Source organism: Pseudocolwellia agarivorans (genome assembly GCF_002000085.1).
GTDB classification, from domain to species: Bacteria; Pseudomonadota; Gammaproteobacteria; order Enterobacterales; family Alteromonadaceae; genus Pseudocolwellia; species Pseudocolwellia agarivorans.
Genome location: NZ_MUZU01000002.1, coordinates 429,630 through 451,114, shown reverse-complemented (window position 1 = coordinate 451,114; position 21,485 = coordinate 429,630). Strand labels below are relative to the sequence as shown.

Below are 21,485 nucleotides of genomic sequence, written 5' to 3'. Positions count from 1 at the left end.
TTGTAGTGTTTAATTAGAATGCTTTGCCATTTCTTTTAATACCCAGTTAATTAATATGTCGTCTTTACTTCTTGGATGATAGGTTGCAACGACTTCATATCCAGGTGGGTATTTCTCAAGAATTATTTCATTAAGACCATCACATGGAAGCAAACGTGATGGTATAAAAGCCACCATATTAGTATTTTTAAGGAACGCTTTTGTCATATCAAAAGAAGGAGCCGACATAATTATTTTTCGTGAAAGGTTTTGTTTTTCAAACCAATAATCAGCCGATCCTTTTAAGTTGCCTGTTCCTGGATTGGTCACTATAAAGTCAAATTCAACCAACTCTTTTAAACTCATTGGTTGTGTATTGCTTGTGGAGGTATTACCGCTAAGGCAGCGATAGCTTTCAGTATGAATGGGAGTGGCTAAAAGTCCTTCAGGTACATAACCATATGAAGTGATTGCTAAATCAATATTCCCAATAGCCATTTTTTTTGCGAGGCTAGCAACTTCGATATTACATACAATTAACTGTACATTAGGCGCTTCTTTTGAAAGCTTTCTTATTAATGGAGTAATAAGCACTTTTTGTGCGTAATCGGTTGCAGAAATAACTAATGTTCTATTTATTTCACACAGTTTTAGGGCACTAGGTAATGGAATGTTATGAATGTTTTCTAGTACGTTAGTAACATATGGAAGTATTTTATGCGTATATTCTGTAGGTACTAAGCTGTTATCTTGACGGAGAAATAATTGGTCACCAAAAATATTCCGCATCTTATTAAGCTTTAGGCTGATAGCTTGTTGCGAAATATTCAGCTTTTCAGCAGCATTAGCTACGCTTTTATAGTAATAAAGTGCTTCTAACGTTTTGAGGTGGTGAATTTCTAAGTTATTGAACATATTGATATCGTGGTAAAAGTTACTGGCATTATAATATCTGATTTTTTTGAGAAGAAATATCAAAGAACGCATTAAGTCATAGTATGTGAAGTAAATGTTATTTGTTAATTTATTATTCAAAGTGGCGATTACTAAACGTTCAGCAATTCTTTAAAAAATAGAGCTATCGCTTTACTTTGCTATATAGCAACATCTAGGTAGAATAAAAACACTCGCTTATGTTACGGCCAAATCATTTTATCTATGAATAAAGATGTTAATCATTTACCACAAAAAGCCAGCCCCGTTTTAGTAAAGCAAGCTAATCTTTTTGCAGATTTACCCGCAAAACTTATTGAAGATTTTCAACAAGAGTTTCAACTGAACGAATGGCACAAAGGCGAATATATTAATTCAAATATACTGACTCAGCGCTTTTTTGTGATGATTGAAGGGCAATTAGAAATTAAACAAAGCAATGCTGAAACCGGTCGAGAAGCTACGTTAGACATGCTTTATGCGGGCGATTGTTTTGATTTAATGGTGCTGTTTGATGACCAACCACACGATGTTATTATTTCACCTTTAACAACGGTTAAATTACTGTCGGTTAAGTTGGCAACCATGCGCCATTGGTTGTGGACATATCCTGAATTTAACCAGCAGTTTATGCCTTATTTAGCTAAAAAAATGCGTGAAAAAGAACAACAGGCAAGTAATTTAATATTGCACGATGTTCCTACACGTTTAAGTCGAATTATTTTAGAACATATTAATAAAATTAAGTTTTATACGGGGGCGAAAGAAGAAGAGCATCAGCATCATTTAGTGAATGGTTTAAACGATGAAACCTTAGCGCGAATGACGGGCTCTGTACGGCAGGTCATTAATAAACAATTACAACTTTGGAAGCAAGAAGACACCCTTGATAAAAAACGTAATCAGTTAATTATTAAAGATTTAGAAGCATTAGAAAAAGAAGCTAAGTACACAGAGGTTTTACCTAATGCGCCTTTATCAACTAACTCATCTTTTAAAAGTTAATAGCTGAAGCTTATTATTTAAAAATGCAGACATTAAATCCTTACTTAACCCCAATACTTGATGAAATAGATCAATTCTTGAATAGCTCACCATTAACCAATGAGTATCAGATAATCAAGCATTTGCAGGATAATAAAGTAGCACCTTTTGAGTGTTTTTCATTGGCGAATACTAAAGATTTATTTAGTGCGCATTTTCTTTGTATGCACGGGCTTTATCATTTAAAAAAACAATATTGTTGCGAGCAAAACTTTGAACTTATGATTGAGTCTGTACGAATACAAAGAACAGCGATAAATGAACCTAGGCTAAGCAATAGCGAGTTACCAACAGCACTTGAAGCAATCGATCCTCTAGAAAGTTATTACTTAAATTCAACGCATTATTTTGAAACGCAAGAAGATCAAATAAATGACATGCTCAAATCATTTTGGCAAAAATATATCGCACAAGACCACAAGAAAGAGGCGCTTGAAACGTTAAGTCTGCCGTCGAATGCTGATGCAAAAATGGTTAAAGCTCAGTACCTACATCTCGCTCAAAAGCATCATCCAGATAAAGGTGGTTGTGCTGAAGCCTTTAGTAAGATTCGCCAAGCTAAAACGGTTTTAGATAAGCTTTTTTAAAGAGTAGAAAATCTTATTCTCATGCCACTTCAAGATACATAAGTTGGATCTTGAAGTGTTATGGGAATAGCTAAATATTTTCTTTGGCTTATGCCTTTTCCTTATTATTAGCCGTTAGCGCTTTTAAAGATTGATACAGCTTTTCTTCTTCAGTGGATAAACTTTTTGGTAGAACAATTTTCAGTTTTACAAAAAAATCTCCCGGTACTTTACTAGGTAATCCGCGACCTTTTAAACGCATTTTACTACCGCTGTTGCTTAATTTAGGCACGCTTAAGTCGATAACTCCTGTTGGAGTAGGTACTTTAACTTTGTCACCTAAGGCTGCTTGCCACGGGCTAATGTTTAACTCGGTTGTAATATTTGCTCCATCAACTTCATATAATGGAGTAGGGTTAAAGCTTATTTCAATATATAAATCACCGTTGTTAGCACCGCCAACGCCAGCCCCACCTTGATTTTTCAAGCGAATTTTTTGGCCTGCTTTTATCCCTTTTGGAATATTAATTTTTAACGTACGCTCTTTAGGTTGCGATTGTCCGTGTTGATTAATTATTTGATCTTGCAGGGTAAAACTTCGTGTAGCTCCTGTGTATGAGTCTTGCAAATCTATCATGATTTTCGCATTACTGTCTTGGCCTTGCTTTTGATACGAGCCTCGGCCTCTTGGAGCACGCTGATTGCCAGCAAAACTGCTTCCAAAGAGTGATTCAAAAAAGTCGCTAAAGTCACCTGGGTCACCTGCGTTAGTATTACCTTGGTTGAATTGATCTTTCCAATTAGGTGGAGGTGTAAACCCTGATTGACCTGATTTCCAGTTGCTACCAAGTTGATCGTAAGCGGCGCGTTTTTCTTTATCGCGCAGTACTTCATAAGCTTCGTTTATATCTTTAAAGCGACTTTCGGCGTCTTTCTCTTTACTAACGTCAGGATGAAATTTTCGTGCTAATTTGCGATACGATTTTTTGATCTCATCTTGAGACGCTGTTTTAGAAACGTCCATAATTTTATAATAATCTTTATAATTCACGATAACCTCCTGCGTAAATAACACCTAAGTTAGCTACTACAGATTTGTTTTAATTGTAGATAAGCGGATTAAAAACAGTGTGTATAACTATTTAGTTCAAACTAGGTGGAAAAATGAGCGAATGTGATGGCATTATTATAGAACAATTAAAAATAATGAATGTCAGTTATGTGACACTTAAAAGAAAAATTTCCGTAATTAGGTTTTAAACTCGTTATCTATTGTTCAACATATTAATTTTTCACAATAAATATTTTATATTCAATAAACAAATTCAATTTTCTCAGCTATGCTAGTAATAACAGTACAACTAAAGAATTGTTGTAAATACCCATACCGCTGAATATACCGTGAGCGTTATAGATGTATGAATAACATCATTAGTTTGTTGTTATATAACATCTGAATTTAGATACTATTAGCAATGATTTTTCTAAAATTTATACTCCAAATAGCATTTATGTTAATCAATATATTTAAATAATGGGAATCTGCGTTTTAAATGAATTTTTAGGTAACCAATTAAATATTTAATTGATTTTTATGATGGTAAATTTTAATGATTAAACAAGAAAGCTATGATTACAGGCGATTCGCTTTACGTATACTGTTGGTAGTCACTATTTTTTCTGCAACATTTTTTGCGATAAAAAATTGGATTAGCGGGTGGTACTCTTTCGCTATTATGGAAGGGGTTATAGCGCTTTTTTGGCTCTATATTCTGAGTATTGTATCAACAACTAAACATTTGGAACGTTGGTCTTTTATTTATTTATGTACTTTTTATTCTCTTGTTTTATATGGAATTTATTTCACTAATTATCGAAGTGGTTTATTTGCTTGGCTTTTTATTTTCCCTATCATCTCTTATTTACTTTTAGGACGTAAAGTAGGAACCATATTAACAGCAATAAGTGTATTTGTTGGTTTAGGGTTTCTTGGACGTTTAGTCTTTCAAATGAACTCAGATATACATTGGATTGTTATGGGGAATTTTGGGCTTTGTGTAATAGCTATTTGGTCGATGGTTTATGTGTACGAATCTAAAAGTGAAGCGGTTATTGCTCGGTTAAAAGAGCAAGTAACAAGAGATCCACTAACAGGGTTGTTAAATGTAAGAAATTTAAATGATATTCTTGTTTCTGTTTTGTATAGTGCTGAACGTCGTGGTGAATCAGTTACTATCGCTTATATAGATCTCAATGATTTTAAGAAAATAAATGATACTCAGGGTCATCAAAAAGGTAATGAAATACTATTAAGCGTTGCTAATACTATCAAGAGCATTACTCGCGCTGAAGATCATTCTTTTAGATATGGTGGAGATGAGTTTTGTATTGTTTTTCCAAATTGTACTTTAGAACAAGCAAAAAATAGCTACGGGCAGAGGTTATTAGAAAACGTACATAATGAATTAGATCAATTAACCATGAGTATAGGTTATGCTCAAACAGGGCCTGAAGCTTATTTATCACCAGATGATTTTATTCATCAGGCAGATAAAAGTATGTACGCTGAAAAATGTGCATTTAAAACAAAAACCTCCTGAAGCCACTTAATTAAAGAGTTTAAAATCTATGTCATATACGCTTATTCATAATGCTAACGCATGTCAATACGAATATCATATTGATGGTTATATCGCCTATATTATTTATGATGATCAAAACGGCGAAATGCACTTAACCCATACCTTTGTACCTGATGAGTTAGCTGGTAAGGGATTAGCAAAAACATTGTTAGAAGATGTGCTTGAGCAGATTAAAAAAGATAATAAAAAAGCCGTGGCGCAATGTACTTATATTATTAAGTATCAGGAAAAACACCCTGAAAAAAGTGATTTTTTTGTTTAAGTTTTTTGAGAAAAGGTCATAAGCTTAACTAAATAATACTTTGTTTCTTCCTTGTTTTTTAACTTGATTTAAGTATTTATCAGCGGTTTGTACGAGCTGATCAAAAGAGGTGATTTCTTCTGAACTTTCAACCATTCCTATCGAGGTGGTTATAGTTAATATTGTATCTTCAAAGGTAACTTCTATTAATTCTACTGACTTTCTGACGCGCTCTGCAATGATATAAGCGAGCTTAGCATCGGTTGAAGGTAATAAAATAGCAAACTCTTCGCCGCCTATACGCGCAAAAATGTCATAGTTTCTTAATAACTTACTTATGGTTTGCGTTACGGTTTGTAATATTATGTCGCCAGCTTTATGCCCATAGTTATCATTTATTAATTTAAACTTATCAAGATCTAAAATAAGAAGTGATAGCGTTGTTGACTTTCTTTTACTGCGGTTAAACTCGGCTCGTGCCATTTGATAAAAATAGCGACGGTTTCGGATACCAGTTAAATAATCCGTTGTTGCAAGTTCTTCTAGTTCTTGCGACATAAGTTTTAATCGAAGTTCGTTTTTTTTCTTTTCAGTAATATCTGTAATATAAACATATAAAAAGTCTTCTTGGGCAATTTGCTCAGTAACGATGAAGTGCTTACCTTCTACTGTATCTGTTTCAAAGGTTCGGTAGTTACTACTTCTTCTTTTTAATAAAGCGTTGGAGATCCATGTTTCAAAATCATCGGCTTCAATATTGGCTCCTTTATTTGTATTAAAGCAACCAAAACATAACTCCGTAAATGTTTTATTTAGTGCTTCGCTAGCAGATAAACCAAAAAGTTCACCAAAGAGGTCGTTACAAAAAATAAGTCGATCGCCAAGATCAAAAAGGCCAACACCATCTTTTGTTAATAATAATGCTTCAACTAATATTTTTTCAATTTTTTTATTTGGCAATGTCGACACTAATTAAGCCTATGCTTTTGTTAATATTACTTAGATATTTTTTTGATAGCTTATTATACAGAAGATTGGAGTTGATATAATCTTACCCTATATAATAGGTTGTTTTTTATAATGTGCTTATGAAAAATAAAAAAATAAATCAGATATTTATTAAACTCATATAAAATTAGCTATTCTTTGCATTATCCGTGACTATTTACTCGTTTGCTTTATACTGCCGCGCTGAATTAAAGGTTTAATTAACGGAGCATATATGCACGATCTGTATTACAAAGGGCGTATCCATACCAGAGAAAATCATGTAACAACAGGTTATAACACTAAGCGTACCGTTAAACTTGGCACAGAAAAAAATCCTTTAACACTGGTTGTTGCTAGTGAAGAAAGAAAAATAGAAGTTGCTACTTTAGTTGCTGATAATAAATTATTTGCAGAGATTACTGTAGATAATTCCTTAAAGAGTGATGAGGATGAGAATATTAATGAACTTAATACCATTCTAAATAAGCCCGTAACAACGACTTTTGAAAAAACACCAAATCGTAATGAGCCTTGCTCGTGCGGTAGTGGTAAAAAATATAAAAAGTGCTGTGGTTAATACCTACTCATTAAATTTAACATTACAATGCTTATATTTTATTAGCACACCCGTTTTTCCCTATAGCGATAATTAAGAGAGTTAACACTGAATGAAGCCATATAATAATATTGCCGAATTAATTAAAAATTTAGAAGCTGAAATAAAAGAACTTTCAGATGATGTCGCTATGTTAAAGCAAGAGCCTCATAGTCTTAATGAACAAATTATTTTTAAATATATAGATACAGGTAGCACAGGAAAAACAAAAGATTTTGTGAGAGCTTTAGGTATTAAAGCTGAACGTGGTTCGTTTTTTTCTTCAGGCGATGTGAGTAAATTAATAAAAGATGGCGCGGACGATATTGCACCAGAATTGTTGGCTATAGCTAGAAAAGTTGTACAAATGAAAAAAACAGGTGGCGCAAAGCGTTAAGCTTTACTTATTTCGATAGAAAATTATTTTAATGATAACTTAGCCCGAATAGCAATATTCGGGCTTTTTTTTGTTTTAGCATAATATTTTATTACAAATAAAAAATAAGCCAAGTAATACGATGTACCATAACGACACTTCTTTAATGACTATTTATCTAACTGTTTTTCAATTATTTATTTTTAGTTTTATTACTATGACATAGATTAAAATTCATAAGCATATGTAAACTCCTAATCATATTTTTTATATAAAGGTATGATGTTTGTTGACTCTCTTTAGCAATATCCATAGACTTACTTCTTGACTACATTCAAATCAATTCATCAAATAAAAGACATATGGATAACTGTATGATTAAGAAAAATAAAAAATCGATAAATAAATTAGCATTAGTAGCACTCTGTTCTGCTGCTGTAACATTAACAGGTTGTATTGACACCGCAGAAAAACAAACAGCTGCTGCTACCAAAGCTCCGGCACAAAAGTTTTTACCGTTAAGCGACCCTAAAAATACAGGCGCTTGGGTATTAAATACTGAAGTGAGTGACGAGTTTGACGGTAAAGCTTTAGACGAAGATAAATGGTTTATTGTTGGTAAGCTGGATGAAAACGGACACCCTATTTATAAAGACCCAGATCACCCAGAACGTGAAGTATGGATTGGTCGTGCTCCAGCGCAGTTTTCTGGTGGCAACGTCCGTTTAGAAGATGGCATGTTAAAGTTATCAGCTCGTTGGGAACCTGATTTTCCATTTACGACGGAACAAGGCTTAGATAACGTTAAATGGCAATATGGGAACTTTACGACTGCTGCTATTATTAATCGTAAAATATTTAAATACGGTTATATGGAAGTACGTGCTAAAGCTGCTGATGCTGAAGTATCTAGCGCACTTTGGATGACTAGACATGAAACTCCAAATGGTCAACGAAATGATACTTCATTAGAGTTAGATATTTTCGAACACTTTGGTAGCCATCGTATGGAAGGGGAAGCCGATAGAGATAGAGATTTATGGTGGACTATTCATGATTGGGATCCTAAATATGGTCACGAAAATGGTAAAAACGTTACTTATACTGAAACTAAAGACTTAGGTTTTAGAGTTGCTGATGCTTTCCATGTATATGGGTTTGAGTGGAGCGAAACAGGTATCCGTTATTATGTTGATGGTAAATTAGTTTCTGACGTATCTATTGCTGATGTAGAAGCATTTGCTAAGAAAAAAGGTCGTGACAAAGGTTGGGTTATTGATAAAGCAATGCATCTTTGGTTGGATACGGAATCTTTCCCGTGGAGAGGTTACCCAGACTCTAAAGAAGATTTAGAAGCTAACAGCCCTGAAGGTGAGAAAGACGACGGTATTGTTGATTTTGAAGTGGAATACTTACGTGTTTGGCAAAAAGCTAAGTAGAGAGTTTTTTGTAATAGCGCATTAATTTTATAGACTCATTAATGCGCTAAATAAACTTTGCTGGTAACCCCTGCCAGCAAAGTTTATTCCTTTTTATTAGCGTTAAATCCTACGTCATTTTATGAATGACTATCTATCATCAATACATCTAATTTTATTTGAGCTTGTTTTGGATTTGCTATATCTACGGCTTCAATCATTTCACATTCGTCTCTTATCATTTCAGGAATAAGACTAGGGTAAAGACGACAATCTTCAGGTCTGTTGAAGTAAATACTACAAGTATACTTATTGGCAGTAAGAGGTGTTTCTTTAGGTACTACTTCAAGAAAAGGGCATTGTTTCAGCCTAACGCCAGATTCAGGATCAAACCAAGTTTTGTAATCTTTAACAAATTTGAATATGTTTGGTTCAAACATTTCCCAAAGGTCAACTTCTTCTTTTGTTACTGAAAGATCTTCACCACCGTATTTGATACAACATTTACCGCATTGGTTACAATCTTTCATAGGTTATTTATAAGTCGCTGATAGGTATTAATAGCGTATTGTATCATTGATGAGGGGATTTATTTGAATCGAGTATTCCTATTGTTTTATTCATACTTTTAAGTGTTTTTTCTATCAAGCGAACAGCGCTTTTAATCTCTTCAACCGTTATATTTCCATAGCCTAATACTAAGCTGTTTTGTGCATTTATATCGTTTTCAAAATGGGTAATTGAACTTACCGTAATACCTTGTTCTTGTAATGTATTCGCTAAAGTAAAAGCGTTAATATGCTCTACTACTTTTACGGAAAGATGCACGCCAGAAAACACATTCGTAGGTGTTAAATACTCGGCACAATGTAAGTTAATTTGCTGACAAATGGCTTGATAACGCTCTTGATAACATTTACGCATTTTTCTGATGTGTTTAATTAAATGGCCTTCACTAATAAATAAAAATAAAGCTGTTTGTAGTAATACTGAATTATGCCAATCGGTAAGCAGTTTGGCATTACAAAATGCCTCTATCGCCCAAGGAGGTAACACACAAAAACCTAAGCGAATATCTGGAAACATACATTTAGAAAATGTACCAACGTAAAATACATTTTGAGACGTATCTAAAGATTTTAATGCATCAATAGGTGTGGAACTTAGTCTAAACTCGCTATCGTAATCGTCTTCAATAATCGAAATGTTGTGCTTGTTGGCTAAGTGCAATAATTGACGTCGTCGTTCTAACGACATAGCGACACCTGTTGGAAATTGATGCGAGGGAGTAGTGTAAATTAATGCAACATCATTTGGTATTTGATCAATACACATCCCTTGTTCGTCTACATCAACATAAATTATTTTTGCCCTATGCATTTTAAATAAATGTTTTGCCATAGGGTAACCAGGGCTTTCCATAGCTACTTTAGTTTGCTTAGGCGTTATCAACAATTTACAAATAAGATCTAACGCTTGTTGCGCGCCAGATGTAATACATACATGCTCGAACGAACTTGAAATAGCTCTTGAATAAGAAAGATGATTAACAATGCCTTGCCTTAAATCAACCAAGCCTTGCTGGGGTGCTGCTTTAGTATGATTTAAATATTGTAAACGTGTGGCTTTATTAACAACTCTTCGCCATACATCAAACGGAAATTGCGCAGTGTTGGGTATTCCAACACTAAAGTCGTATGTTCTCATCGTTTGCTTAGGCAAAATATCGTCGTTGTTTAAATTGTTCCAGTAGGTTGCTAATCTACTTTTTTGTTGTGTCTTATTGATAACTATTTGGCTTTGTTTTTGAGTTTTAACAAACGTGCCTTTACCTGTAATTGTTTCTAAATAACCGGTAACGCAAAGCTCATCGTAGACCGCTATTATAGTATTTCGAGACACTTTTTTTATACGTGAAAACTCGCGTGATGAAGGCATTTTGTAACCATCAACTAATCTTTTTTCTTGAATCGCTACTTTTATTGCTTGGCTAAATATTTCAACTAAGGTTCGTGTTCTACTATCAGAAACCGTGATATCTAATTCAAAGAGTGGATCCATTAATTAACTCGATAGTGGCTCTTATAAGGTACCAATAATATAAGCATAATAATGAATAATTAAAACAACTTTATATATGGCGAGTTTACGATGAAAAATACGTTATCTAGGTTAATTAGCACAGTAATAACCTTATTATTGTTATGTAGTTATCAAACTAAGGCGGCTGATTTTACAGTACCGTTAACAACACTTGATAACCAAGTCACTTCTGTTGAAAAACTTATGGGTAAGAAACCTATTTATTTGAAATTTTGGGCGAGTTGGTGCCAGCCTTGTATGAAAGAAATGCCGCATTTACAAGAAAATTTTGATACTTATAGCAATAGCATTCAGTTTTTAGCGATAAATATAGACTTAAATGAAACAGACGAAAATATTAAAAATGTTATTGAAAAGTACGGTTTAACCTTACCCATTTACAAAGATGATAATGGTCGTTTAGCACAAGAACTTGAATTTAATGGTACGCCATATCATGTGTTAATTGATAAAGAGGGCGATGTTGTACATAAAGGGAATGTTGCCGATGAGGCGTTAGACCGAAAGCTTCATATACTAGCCCAACAACACGAAAATAAACTACCAGCAATCGTGTTAGAAAGCGCCAGCGGTAAAGCACAGTCCCTTAACTTTGAAAATGATAAATACACGGCACTTTACATTACCGCTACTTGGTGTGATTGGTATTTAGAAAAAACACGCCCAGCAATGTCTAAAGCGTGTATCGCAGGGCAAAATTTAGTGAACAAACTTGCTGATAAATACCCTCATATAAATTGGCAATTATTAACAAGCGACTTATGGACTGAGTCAAAAGATCTTCAAGAGTATATAAACAAATACAATATTAAAATATCTGCCAATATAGATCGCAAAGGGGATGCTTTTTTCAACTTTAAAATTAAACATTTACCGACACTCATTTTGCTAAAAGGTAATGAGGTAGTGGACCGCACAACTGATGTTGAAGCTTTTGAAGGATTGATAAATAAAGCGTTAAGGTAATAGGATAAATATCTCTGATAATGTTCTGAACTTGATAGCCAAAACTTAATTTAATTCAATCACTAATAGCTAGATAACTCGCCAAACACCTATATATTTTCTATTGATTCAAGTAGTATTTGTTTTTTTCAAAAATAATGGAATGATTGAAATGGACACCTCGGTATTACTGATTAATGCGATGTTGTATGTTTTTTTGCCCTTGTGGGGAATTGCGGGTTTTGCTGATTGGTGCTGTCATCGAGCAACAAAAATTGAAGTCACTTCGGGTATTCAAGAATCGTTAATGCATTCTTTAATGGGCATTCAAATGGGTATTCCCATATTGATGTGCTTGATGTTTGAAGTGAATGTACTTATTTTACTTATTTGTATTATAACTTGGGTTTCGCATGAAATTGTCGCTCATTGGGATGTTCGTTATGCAGCTCCAAAGCGTGAAATATCAATATGGGAAATGCATGCACATACCTACTTAGGTTCTTTACCTCTTTACATGTTAACGTCGATATTAGTGATTAATTGGGATGAATTTCAGTCGCTAATCACGTTAGAGTGGGCGGGGAATATGTCATTAATACCGCTTGAAAATCCTCATGGCACTTCATCATATTTACCTACTTATTTAATATTTATGTGTGTGGTTTGTGTATTTCCGTATATTGAAGAAAACCTGCGTTGTTTAAACGTATATTTTAAAAAAGGATCTTAAGTGGACGTTTATATTAATAGTACAGGGCATTATCTACCGGGCGACCCTATTAGCAACGATGAAATTGAAGATGTTTTAGGTTTAATTAACGGTAAAAAAAGCCGACTAAAAAATAAAATACTTAATTCGAATGGCATAGTGCAACGACATTACGCCATTAATAAGCAGCAACAAACACAAATCTCTAACAGTGAAATGGCGGCAAATGCAGGCGTAGCTTGTATTGAAAATAGTTACCTTTCACCTACAAAAATACAAATGCTAAGTTGTGCCACTAGCCAAGGTGATATGGTATTACCTGGCTTTGGGAGTATGGTGCAGGCCTCGTTAAACCTTTCAGAAGTTGAACTACATACCAGCCATGGAATTTGTTCTAGCAGCATGATGGCGTTAAAAGCTGCCTTCACTGGTATAAAATCAGAATGTAGCGAAAATGCTTTAGTGGTTGCTAGCGAACTCACTTCAAGACTTTTTAAGAATAAACGTTATGAGCAAGTTGAAGGTAACGAAGTAGATTTTAATGCTGAGTTTTTACGTTGGATGTTGTCTGATGGGGCAGGCGCGTTACTTTTAGAAAATCAGCCTAGACCTACAGGAAAAAGCCTAAGAATAGATTGGATCAAAAGTTTTTCTCATGCCAATGTTTATCCGGTTTGTATGTCAGTGGGTACGGCTAAAAATGAAGAACACAAAACCTGGCAAGACTACGATACTTATGCTGATGCAGAAAAAGCAGGGGCGTTAATGCTCCGACAAGATGTTAGGTTATTAGACAATATAGTGTCGGTTGGCGTGCATGGTTTTTTGAAACTAATTGCGCAAGGTGATGTTGAAGTGAACAAAATAGATCACGTGTTATGTCATTTTTCGTCTAAATATTTTAAAAGTAAAATTTTTGATATGTTGGAAACCGCAGGGGCTAGCATTGAGGAAGAAAAGTGGTACACCAATTTATATGAAAGAGGTAACACTGGCTGTGCGTCAATTTTTATTATGCTTGATGAATTTATTAACACACATGATTTAAAGGTTGGTGAAACGATTTTTTGTATGGTGCCTGAAAGTGGGCGATTTAATTGTGCATATATGCACTTAACTGTAGCGGAGTAATTTTTGATGGAACAAGTTGTATTAACCCCTTTAGGACAAAACTGCTTACAAGCGTTATTAAAAGTTTGGTTAGACTTTGATTTAGCTGTGTCTAAAGTTGCTATTGTAAAACGATTAGAGCAAGGGCGATTAAGCCTTGAAGATTACCAAAAACTGTTACTCAATTTACGTCAACAAGTGATTGAAGGCTCAAGATGGATCAGTAGGAGTGCTTCAAGTTTTGACCGCGATTATTCAGACATACGTTCAACTGTTATTCATCATGCAGAAGAAGAACACCGAGATTATCAATTATTAGAAGCAGACTATGTTGCTGCTGGCGGTGAGCAAAGTGTGATTGAATCAACACAAAAAAATATAGGTTCAGAAGCTTTACATGGTTTTTTAATGTATCGAGCAAGTCAGCCGAATCCTGTTGATTTAATTGGCGCTATGTGGATTATTGAAGGGCTGGGTAACAAAATGGCCACGAAATGGTCTCGATATATTAATGAGCAATTTAGCTTTGAAAACAATGCCACCTCTTTTATGGATTACCATGGTGAAAATGACGAGAACCATCTACAAGAGCTTTATAATTTGATTGATCGTGTAGCCACTTCGCAAAAAAATATTGATGGCATTATTCGTACGGCTAAAGTGGTAGCTAAGTTATACCAGCTACAATTAGAAGAAGTTGATAACCATGAATAAACCTCGTAGCGCTTATTTACAAGCCATAAGTACAGACGATTCTTTACCGATACAAAGTGAAGCGGCTAATTTATGGTTACAAGATTTAGATAATAAATTCCGCTGGGTGCTAAGACCTATTTTACAATTTACCTTTGCTATTTTGTTGCATATTGTTTGGTTTGTTAAGCGATTACCTTTACCTCAATTTAGTGCGCATAAAGCATTACAAAAAACAATTTGCTGGTTTTGTAAATACTTTGTCTCACCAGAAGCCAACCTACTTATTTTAAGGCACTACGCGACAGAATCTAATATTTTGAATTTTTTGTCAGAAAATACAGGGCATGAACATAGAGTTAATCTTTATCCAAAAACAATTAACGACATGTTGCACAGTACATTTGTTGATCATGACCAAGAGTTATTTGATTGCTTTATAAAACTAGGTAATAGCAATAAAGTCAGTAATCTTAATACTAATACGCCTTACCAATGGCAGAGTTGGCAACCTATTCATATGGATGAATTATTAGTTGAGAAAAAGACGACTCAAATTTTAGATTTTGAAACCTCCCATGCTTTATTCATGTGTTTATTTTGTTTGTTACTGAAAAAAGACGAATACAGAGACGCAATAAATGGCTTTAATTTAGATCAATCAATCGCCATAAGAATTGGTCGTATCATTGGGGACAATACCTTAACTGAATTGGCATATAACAAGTACCCACAGTATTTAGTGGGCCCTTGGAACTTAGGACAACGCTTTTTAATGCATGGCTTTTTTACCGAGCACTTATATGCAAAATTAGAAGAAATAAGACAAGCTGAAATATCAAAAGTAGCAGAAATAGCTGAGTAGGGAATACTATTTAATCTCAACTCGGGTTAATGAATGTTAGATAATGAATTAAAAATCTTATTTATCAAAACCTTAATCTGTATCGTTGTTTTCCTAAGTTATATTAGTCTCTCAACATTGATATTTTTGTGTATAACAAGGCGAATTTTTCTATCTAATAGCTGGCTATTAGTAATAAATTCAACGAAGTTAGGCATAAAAATAGCTTGTTGAGTAACTTTGCTTATCCCGAGCTGAGGTTATTTAACATGACGTCTTCAGAGTTTTGAACATTACTTTGAAGACTTTTTGTTGGAAAATAAAAAAGCACCTAAGCCCGTTTGAACTTAGATGCAAAAGGTAAAACCTTCCAGTTATTACCCGTAAAGCGCATATTAATTAACTTGTTTTGTTTAAACTTAAAATTATTTTGTTGTTAGCGACATGTTTTGCATTGATATTGAAGTTTTTATTCAATATAGAGAGTAGCGGTTCTATGTCACCCGTTTGAAAACGACCTATAATTTTAACTTTTTTAACATCGTCGCCTTGCAGCTCTAATTTCCATTGTGAGTAACGACTTATTTCGTCAACTGCTTGTTGTAATGATTCACCTTTAAAGACTAAATTACCATCCATCCAAGACAATCGTGATGCTATTTCGGTAGGTGCTTGCTCAACGTGTACGGTTGACTCTTTTACTTTTTGGTTAACGGTTAAATTAACCTGTTCACCGGCGGTTACTGCAATAAGTTTTTCTTCAGGCTTAGATAACAAATTGGTAAATTCGTCGAGAATGTTTTTGTCTGAAGCTGCGCTATTAGCAAGTTCGGATACAATAACAGTACCTTCAGTTACCATGAGTTCAATATCTATATTATTAAAGTGCTGAACATTAAAGGCTGTACCAACAGCTTCAATCACTTTACCACCAGCATGTACTAAAAATTTACGTTGTTTGTTATGGGCAACATCTACGTGTACTTCACCGTAATTGAGCATTAAATTACGTAGAGTATCTGAATAATTAACAGTAACTTCACTGTTGGTGTTTAAGGTAATAACAGATCCATCAGACAATCTTACGGTTGATTTTTCACCTATTTGTGTGCGGTACGTAACAATGTTTTCATTGTTTGTTGCAGCAATATTCGTGTTGTTTATGTTATTGCTATAGGGAACAACATAATAAATTCCCAATAAAGTACAAAGGAATATTGAGGCTGCAACACGATACATATTAGCTGACTGATACCATTTAGTTTGTGTTTTCTTATAAGGAAATATAGTAGACAGTTGCGAGAGAACATCTAAGTTATCCCACATAGCGACCATTTCTAAAAAGGTATCTTTGTGTTTATTTGATTGTGCTAACCAGTCTTTTAAATCGTTTTCTCGCTGTTGTGATAAACCACGGTCAAGCTCTGCAAGCCAATGTAATGCCTGATCTAAAATTTGATCATCGCTGCTTGCTGTATGGTCGGATAAGCGGCTAATATTATTTTTCATATTATCCTCCTACCTTCCTGTTCGATTTTGAAAGACCATTGTTTGCTCTGTCCATATGTTTTTTAAGTCGTTTCATGCCACTAACAACATGATTATCTACTGCTTTAATACTAATGTTTAACTCTTGAGATATTTCTACTTGAGTAAAGCCATACACTTTTTTTAACACAAATACTTTTTGGCATTGTTTGGGCATTTCTCGAATAACTTTACAAAAATGGCCAAAACTTTCATGGGTTACTGCATAGTCAAACGGTGTATTGCTTTCTTCTGTTTTATATTGATCTTCATGTTCAACACCATCGGCTAAACGAACCTCTGATTTTTTATTATGATCTAGCGCTAAATTTTTGGCTATTACATACAATAAGGAACGATGATGTACTTTGCCATTCTCATTTTCAGAAGGTTTTTTTTCGAGCTGACATAATTTAACGTAAGCTTCTTGTACTATATCTTCAACTTCAGCGGGAGGCGCTAATTTTGATATATAGTGCATAAGACTGGGTCTTATTGATAAAACTGACTGAACGAAACTAAATTTTTTATTTGGCATTTATATATTATTTTTAATTCACCTGTCTATTAAACGATTCAAAATATCTTTTACCTTAAAAATAATTAAATTAATTTTAATCGGTGGTCAATATAGGCTTGATGGTTTAATAATGGCTTAATGTTATTGACCAAAGATTGTTCACTTTGTTTCAAAATAACGTGTACTTTTTTTATTATTAGACGCATTTTTTGTGTGGTCGTACGCATAGTACCACCAACAATGACATAAGACGTTAATGGGGGGGGGGTAACGGCATATTAGTACAAGATAATAAGTGATAAAAAACAGAGGCGTTAAGCCTCTGTTTTCGTGATTAACCTAAACTTGGTTTAAGATATTTTTAATTAATTGAAATAATAAATAATATTTATTATGCCGAGCTAAGGTTATTTAATTAGGGCTTAGAATTTAGCTCTAATGCCTACTTGATAACGAACACCTGCGTATTCAACTCGTGTAACACGTTCACGTATATCTACGTATTCTACTCGGCCCTCATCCGTTAAGTTAATAGCTTCAGCTGTGATCGTATATTTGTCGTTAATGTCGTATGAAACACTCGCGTCTAATTGTCCATAAGCATCTGTATGAACAGGTAAAGCCGCGGCGATACTTTCAGCAGCACCATCTCTAGCGTGTAAAAAGTTATTACGCCAGTTGTAAGCTAAACGTGCTTGTAAACCGTCTTGATCGTAAAAAGCGATCAAGTTGTAAGAGTTTTTAGCAAATCCTTCTAATGCGTTACCTGGGTCAGTAATGCCCGGTTGATTAATTTCTTCGGCATCATCATCAGTACTATCGGCGTAAGTATAGTTAGCCTGTAAACCAAAACCGCTTAAAAATCCGGGTAAATAGTCAAAGTAATGTAATGCACTAAATTCAAGCCCGTTCACGGTACCGCCACTGCGATTTTGTTTATTTGTGGTAGTTTCAGGTAAAGATCCACCTGAAATACGAGCTAATACATCGGCATCAATAACTGCGCTACCTGAGTATGGTGCTTGCAAACTTTGTGTTGAAATAAAGTCAGTAATATCTTTATAGAAGTAAGCAATAGAGTAGGTATTACCATTGTCTTGATAATACTCAAGTGACAAATCAAACTGATTTACTTTATAAGGTTCTAATAAAGGGTTACCTGATTGAGTAGTTATTTGTCCTGTATTATCAACAACAATACTTTGATTTACACCGGTATCGCTGATTGCTGGACGAGATATCGTTTGTGCTATAGCGGTACGTAAATATAAACCGTTATTTAAGTCTAAATTAAGGTTGATACTCGGTAAGAGGTATTGGCTATTTGAACTTACGCTAAGTGGAAGTGCGTCGGTAAAGGTTGTATCTAAACGTAGTTCAGAGTCATTTGAACTTGGGTTGATTTTGATTGTTGTTAGCTGTTGGCTAAAGCCATTCGCTGTATTTTCAATATCGATATAACGTAAACCAACATTGCCCGACCAAGAGTAATCGCCAATCTCACCAATAAGGTTTACGCGACCGTATAAAGAGAAAGTGGTTTCTTCATTTTCATAAGAAGGTGCAGCATCAAATGTTTCTTCATTCCATTTTTGTCCTGGAGCTAATAACGGAGAGCCTAAAGTATCATCTACTCGCCACCCAGTTACAGGATCGTTATACCAGTTTTTTTCACCAATGCTTTGCACACCTTCAATGTAAGCATTCAGATCTTTGATAACCAACCAACTACGTGGGAAGTTACCGGCTTCTTCACTTAAATAACCCGAATTATTACTTGGACCAAATATTTGAGCTGTGTTATCGAAAGTTACATTAGGCGCGCCACCACAAGGAGTACAGTAGCCGCCGTTATTATTCAAACTAAAGGCATTATTTGAGGTTGTACGATCTAAATAAGCGGCACCTAATTGAACAGACTCAACTAAGTCACCCTCAAATTCATATGTTGTATCAAGTTTTAATTCAGTTACTTCATCTTCAATTTCATTGGTACTTGCTCCATTCCAATGACCACGAATGCTGTCTATATCATTAACATCAATAGTTGAAGTGGTGTTTAATACATCGCCTACGCCATAGTCTAAAGTAATTTCACGATTTTCAGGGGCATCAGGTAAAGTGAAGTGAGGAACATATTGTCTGATGATTTGAGTTGATTCTGCGGTTGAATGCGAAGCATCAAATTCAACAATTAAATTACCTTTATTGTACAGGGTATTAAAACCATAAGCCCAAGATGTTGAATCGCCTCCTAAAACACGGTTTAAACTGTCAATGTTATTATCGGTAATATTGGCACGAATCAAGGTGTCATTTTCATTAATAATGGCGCTATTATATTGTGTTGCTTGCGTAGGAATTTGTATACCAAGACTTGTTGCTTGACGATCTAAATCAGTATATAAAACATCAAATGTAGAAATAATATCGTTAGTTGGCGCCCATTGTAAAACTAAGTTAGCACCCGTTCTTTTACGTTGTTCGTCATGGCTTTCAAAAGCTGCTCGACCCGGTCGACGGAAGCCATTTGCATCAGGAATGATATTACCACTTTCGTCTTTAACCGCGTCATTTAAACCTTCAGGAAGGCTGTATAGCTCATGCCAGCGATTTGTACGATATTTATCAATGCGGTTGTTGGTTTCTTTGGTAGATATTCCAAATAAAACGCCAAAGCTGTCATCAGCAAAGGTATTGCTAATAATCCCTGAAAATTGAGGGTCTACTTCTTCTGATAAGTCATTGTAGTTTGCTTTTGCAGAGGCCAGAGCATTAAAACCGGGGCTATCAAAGGGTCTAGCTGTGCCTATGTTCACGTAAGCACCTATACTGCCGGCTGATAGATCAGCGGTTGGGGTTTTAACTACATCAATACCTGAAATGAGTTCAGAAGCGAGTACTTGAAAGTCAAAGTCTCGCCCGCCATCGGTTGTTGCTAAGGTACGATCATTTACTTTTACAACGTTAAATTTAGGACCAAAGCCACGCACAGTAACTTTTGAACCTTCACCATTTTGGCGTGAGATTGAAACACCTGTAATACGTTGCAATGACTCTGCTGCATTTTGATCTGGAAACTTACCTATATCTTCTGCAACAATGCTATCTTGAATACCACCCGCATTACGTTTTAGCGACATGGCTTTGGTTAAACTACTTTGTATTCCCCGAACTTGAATAACTTCAACATTATCGCCATTATTTTCTTCAGCAGCTACGTTATTGGTAAGTAAAGCTGTAGAGGTTAAGGCTGCAAATACAGCTGTTGAAACTTGACTTTTTTTAATCATATCTGTTGTCTCTTGATTTTTATTATCTATAATTATTATTAGCTGTCCTTGCTCATCGATATGTGCTTTAAAGTCAGTATTTTCTAGCATAATGTCTAATGCTTTTCGTACCGTATAAACCCCTTTTACCTGATGCAGCTTTTTCCCAATAACCGTATCAAATGGCAATATAAACGTGAGGTTAGCTTGTTCAGCAAACTCAATGAGCGATAGCTCAGCGCTTTTTTGAGGAATATCGAAGTTAACAATTCTTTTTTCATATGCGGCTTCTTCAGAAGCAATTACCGTTGCGGGTAATAGCGAAATAGAAGCTGCACAACAAAAAGCTAACTTTTTCAATTCCACCTTCATATTTAAATGTAGGTGTTCTTTAAACGACTGAGACAAGTGAATACCTTATTTTTTATTTTTAATAATTATTTTTTAGTTAATCAATTGAGTTGAAATATGTATTAAAATCAAGTTTATAGCTACCTAAAATATAGGAAGTATGAACTTTTATATTTTTACTGTAGCAAACAAGAAAATGCGATAATAGTCTTTTAACTTTTAAAAATTAAATTGTTACCATTTACTAAAATTTAAAATAGATGCCATTAGGAAAACATGGCGCAGAATATTTTCATTTTTGGATGCTCTTGCAAGAGCTTTAAATTATGCAAGACCATATCGGTGATTATTGGGGGGAGGCTGCTTCAGCAATAGATGTTAGAGCCTATTTACCTGAGATTATTATGAAACCTAGTGGCTGACGAATCTCAGTCGTTTATTAATGTTGAAACTAATGAAAAAATAAAAGGTTTTGTTTTACGTAAAGAAAACTTTGAACGCCCTATAGGGCAATGGAATGAATTAGAACTCATTTGCTTTGAAGGGTAGAGTATTCATATTGTTAATGATGGTATTGCCATGGTATTACGTGATTTAAGGTACGTTAAAAATGGTGTGTCAACA

At 34.6% G+C, this 21,485-nt stretch carries 21 protein-coding genes; 13 read left to right on the top strand and 8 right to left on the bottom strand.

The annotated features are described in order from the left end of the window. Nucleotides 1–9: 9 nt before the first annotated feature. Nucleotides 10–894 (bottom strand): LysR family transcriptional regulator, encoded by an 885-nt coding sequence (locus B0X80_RS05000; protein ID WP_077338693.1) that lies wholly within the window; start codon nt 892–894, stop codon nt 10–12. A gap of 243 nt (nt 895–1,137) precedes the next feature. Here B0X80_RS05000 and B0X80_RS04995 point away from each other — a divergent pair, with 243 nt between their 5' ends. Further along, nucleotides 1,138–1,917 carry a Crp/Fnr family transcriptional regulator gene (locus tag B0X80_RS04995; RefSeq protein WP_077338692.1) on the top strand — a complete coding sequence of 260 codons (780 nt, stop codon included), beginning with the start codon at nt 1,138–1,140 and terminating at the stop codon, nt 1,915–1,917. 23 nt (nt 1,918–1,940) lie between these two features. Then, entirely contained in the window at nt 1,941–2,543 is a 603-nt protein-coding gene (locus tag B0X80_RS04990) for a DNA-J related domain-containing protein (RefSeq protein WP_077338691.1), read from the top strand. Between the two features lie 88 nt (nt 2,544–2,631). Here B0X80_RS04990 and B0X80_RS04985 read toward each other — a convergent pair whose 3' ends face one another. Further along, nucleotides 2,632–3,573 carry a DnaJ C-terminal domain-containing protein gene (locus B0X80_RS04985; RefSeq protein WP_077338690.1) on the bottom strand — a complete coding sequence of 314 codons (942 nt, stop codon included), beginning with the start codon at nt 3,571–3,573 and terminating at the stop codon, nt 2,632–2,634. 559 nt (nt 3,574–4,132) lie between these two features. Between B0X80_RS04985 and B0X80_RS04980 the strand changes: the two genes are divergently transcribed. Beyond that, nucleotides 4,133–5,122 (top strand): GGDEF domain-containing protein, encoded by a 990-nt coding sequence (locus tag B0X80_RS04980; protein WP_077338689.1) that lies wholly within the window; start codon nt 4,133–4,135, stop codon nt 5,120–5,122. A gap of 28 nt (nt 5,123–5,150) precedes the next feature. Beyond that, nucleotides 5,151–5,426 (top strand): GNAT family N-acetyltransferase, encoded by a 276-nt coding sequence (locus B0X80_RS04975; protein WP_077338688.1) that lies wholly within the window; start codon nt 5,151–5,153, stop codon nt 5,424–5,426. 24 nt (nt 5,427–5,450) lie between these two features. Here B0X80_RS04975 and B0X80_RS04970 read toward each other — a convergent pair whose 3' ends face one another. Next, on the bottom strand, nt 5,451–6,374 hold the full coding sequence (locus B0X80_RS04970) for a sensor domain-containing diguanylate cyclase (RefSeq protein ID WP_077338687.1): 924 nt from the start codon (nt 6,372–6,374) through the stop codon (nt 5,451–5,453). A 253-nt stretch (nt 6,375–6,627) separates the two neighbouring features. Between B0X80_RS04970 and B0X80_RS04965 the strand changes: the two genes are divergently transcribed. The 3 genes from B0X80_RS04965 to B0X80_RS04955 all read left to right on the top strand — a co-directional run bounded on the left by B0X80_RS04965 (nt 6,628) and on the right by B0X80_RS04955 (nt 8,805). Beyond that, on the top strand, nt 6,628–6,972 hold the full coding sequence (locus B0X80_RS04965; RefSeq protein WP_077338686.1) for a PBPRA1643 family SWIM/SEC-C metal-binding motif protein: 345 nt from the start codon (nt 6,628–6,630) through the stop codon (nt 6,970–6,972). Between the two features lie 91 nt (nt 6,973–7,063). Further along, nucleotides 7,064–7,387 carry a hypothetical protein gene (locus B0X80_RS04960; protein WP_077338685.1) on the top strand — a complete coding sequence of 108 codons (324 nt, stop codon included), beginning with the start codon at nt 7,064–7,066 and terminating at the stop codon, nt 7,385–7,387. A 353-nt stretch (nt 7,388–7,740) separates the two neighbouring features. Further along, a complete protein-coding gene (locus tag B0X80_RS04955; protein ID WP_077338684.1) occupies nt 7,741–8,805 on the top strand; it encodes a family 16 glycosylhydrolase in 1,065 nt (354 codons plus the stop codon). 119 nt (nt 8,806–8,924) lie between these two features. On the opposite strand, the gene B0X80_RS04950 is transcribed toward B0X80_RS04955, so the two are convergent. Both B0X80_RS04950 and pdxR read right to left on the bottom strand, forming a co-directional pair. Next, the gene (locus B0X80_RS04950) at nt 8,925–9,314 is read right to left on the bottom strand and encodes a YkgJ family cysteine cluster protein (protein WP_077338683.1); all 390 of its coding nucleotides are present in this window, start codon (nt 9,312–9,314) and stop codon (nt 8,925–8,927) included. A gap of 43 nt (nt 9,315–9,357) precedes the next feature. Further along, entirely contained in the window at nt 9,358–10,845 is a 1,488-nt protein-coding gene (pdxR, locus tag B0X80_RS04945) for a MocR-like pyridoxine biosynthesis transcription factor PdxR (RefSeq protein ID WP_077338682.1), read from the bottom strand. 90 nt (nt 10,846–10,935) lie between these two features. Between pdxR and B0X80_RS04940 the strand changes: the two genes are divergently transcribed. The 5 genes from B0X80_RS04940 to B0X80_RS04920 all read left to right on the top strand — a co-directional run bounded on the left by B0X80_RS04940 (nt 10,936) and on the right by B0X80_RS04920 (nt 15,212). Beyond that, nucleotides 10,936–11,853, top strand: coding sequence for a redoxin domain-containing protein (locus tag B0X80_RS04940; protein ID WP_077338681.1), 918 nt, complete (start codon nt 10,936–10,938; stop codon nt 11,851–11,853). A 142-nt stretch (nt 11,854–11,995) separates the two neighbouring features. Next, the gene (locus B0X80_RS04935; protein WP_245825393.1) at nt 11,996–12,565 is read left to right on the top strand and encodes a diguanylate cyclase; all 570 of its coding nucleotides are present in this window, start codon (nt 11,996–11,998) and stop codon (nt 12,563–12,565) included. After that, a complete protein-coding gene (locus B0X80_RS04930) occupies nt 12,566–13,675 on the top strand; it encodes a beta-ketoacyl-ACP synthase III (protein ID WP_077338679.1) in 1,110 nt (369 codons plus the stop codon). A 6-nt stretch (nt 13,676–13,681) separates the two neighbouring features. Further along, on the top strand, nt 13,682–14,368 hold the full coding sequence (locus tag B0X80_RS04925; RefSeq protein ID WP_077338678.1) for an iron-containing redox enzyme family protein: 687 nt from the start codon (nt 13,682–13,684) through the stop codon (nt 14,366–14,368). Beyond that, complete coding sequence (locus B0X80_RS04920) at nt 14,361–15,212, top strand: DUF6999 family protein (RefSeq protein WP_077338677.1); 852 nt, start codon at nt 14,361–14,363, stop codon at nt 15,210–15,212. Before B0X80_RS04925 ends, B0X80_RS04920 begins: the two co-directional genes overlap by 8 nt. Nucleotides 15,213–15,590: 378 nt before the next feature. On the opposite strand, the gene B0X80_RS04915 is transcribed toward B0X80_RS04920, so the two are convergent. The 3 genes from B0X80_RS04915 to B0X80_RS04905 all read right to left on the bottom strand — a co-directional run bounded on the left by B0X80_RS04915 (nt 15,591) and on the right by B0X80_RS04905 (nt 20,918). Continuing rightward, complete coding sequence (locus B0X80_RS04915) at nt 15,591–16,700, bottom strand: FecR family protein (protein ID WP_077338676.1); 1,110 nt, start codon at nt 16,698–16,700, stop codon at nt 15,591–15,593. Between the two features lies 1 nt (nt 16,701). Beyond that, nucleotides 16,702–17,256 carry an RNA polymerase sigma factor gene (locus B0X80_RS04910; protein WP_077338675.1) on the bottom strand — a complete coding sequence of 185 codons (555 nt, stop codon included), beginning with the start codon at nt 17,254–17,256 and terminating at the stop codon, nt 16,702–16,704. A 404-nt stretch (nt 17,257–17,660) separates the two neighbouring features. After that, nucleotides 17,661–20,918, bottom strand: coding sequence for a TonB-dependent receptor (locus B0X80_RS04905; protein ID WP_077338674.1), 3,258 nt, complete (start codon nt 20,916–20,918; stop codon nt 17,661–17,663). Nucleotides 20,919–21,275: 357 nt separating this feature from the next. Between B0X80_RS04905 and B0X80_RS20640 the strand changes: the two genes are divergently transcribed. Beyond that, nucleotides 21,276–21,410 (top strand): hypothetical protein, encoded by a 135-nt coding sequence (locus tag B0X80_RS20640; RefSeq protein ID WP_281252992.1) that lies wholly within the window; start codon nt 21,276–21,278, stop codon nt 21,408–21,410. Nucleotides 21,411–21,485 lie beyond the last annotated feature (75 nt).

Coding starts and splice junctions, on each gene's coding strand:
- B0X80_RS04920 (WP_077338677.1), top strand. CDS start 14,361: ATGAATAAACCTCGTAGCGCTTATTTACAAGCCATAAGTACAGACGAT.
- B0X80_RS04955 (WP_077338684.1), top strand. CDS start 7,741: ATGATTAAGAAAAATAAAAAATCGATAAATAAATTAGCATTAGTAGCA.
- B0X80_RS04950 (WP_077338683.1), bottom strand. CDS start 9,314: ATGAAAGATTGTAACCAATGCGGTAAATGTTGTATCAAATACGGTGGT.
- B0X80_RS04995 (WP_077338692.1), top strand. CDS start 1,138: ATGAATAAAGATGTTAATCATTTACCACAAAAAGCCAGCCCCGTTTTA.
- B0X80_RS04940 (WP_077338681.1), top strand. CDS start 10,936: ATGAAAAATACGTTATCTAGGTTAATTAGCACAGTAATAACCTTATTA.
- B0X80_RS04965 (WP_077338686.1), top strand. CDS start 6,628: ATGCACGATCTGTATTACAAAGGGCGTATCCATACCAGAGAAAATCAT.
- B0X80_RS04960 (WP_077338685.1), top strand. CDS start 7,064: ATGAAGCCATATAATAATATTGCCGAATTAATTAAAAATTTAGAAGCT.
- B0X80_RS04925 (WP_077338678.1), top strand. CDS start 13,682: ATGGAACAAGTTGTATTAACCCCTTTAGGACAAAACTGCTTACAAGCG.
- B0X80_RS05000 (WP_077338693.1), bottom strand. CDS start 894: ATGTTCAATAACTTAGAAATTCACCACCTCAAAACGTTAGAAGCACTT.
- B0X80_RS04935 (WP_245825393.1), top strand. CDS start 11,996: ATGATTGAAATGGACACCTCGGTATTACTGATTAATGCGATGTTGTAT.
- B0X80_RS04910 (WP_077338675.1), bottom strand. CDS start 17,256: ATGCCAAATAAAAAATTTAGTTTCGTTCAGTCAGTTTTATCAATAAGA.
- B0X80_RS04980 (WP_077338689.1), top strand. CDS start 4,133: ATGATTAAACAAGAAAGCTATGATTACAGGCGATTCGCTTTACGTATA.
- B0X80_RS04990 (WP_077338691.1), top strand. CDS start 1,941: ATGCAGACATTAAATCCTTACTTAACCCCAATACTTGATGAAATAGAT.
- B0X80_RS04915 (WP_077338676.1), bottom strand. CDS start 16,700: ATGAAAAATAATATTAGCCGCTTATCCGACCATACAGCAAGCAGCGAT.
- pdxR (WP_077338682.1), bottom strand. CDS start 10,845: ATGGATCCACTCTTTGAATTAGATATCACGGTTTCTGATAGTAGAACA.
- B0X80_RS04975 (WP_077338688.1), top strand. CDS start 5,151: ATGTCATATACGCTTATTCATAATGCTAACGCATGTCAATACGAATAT.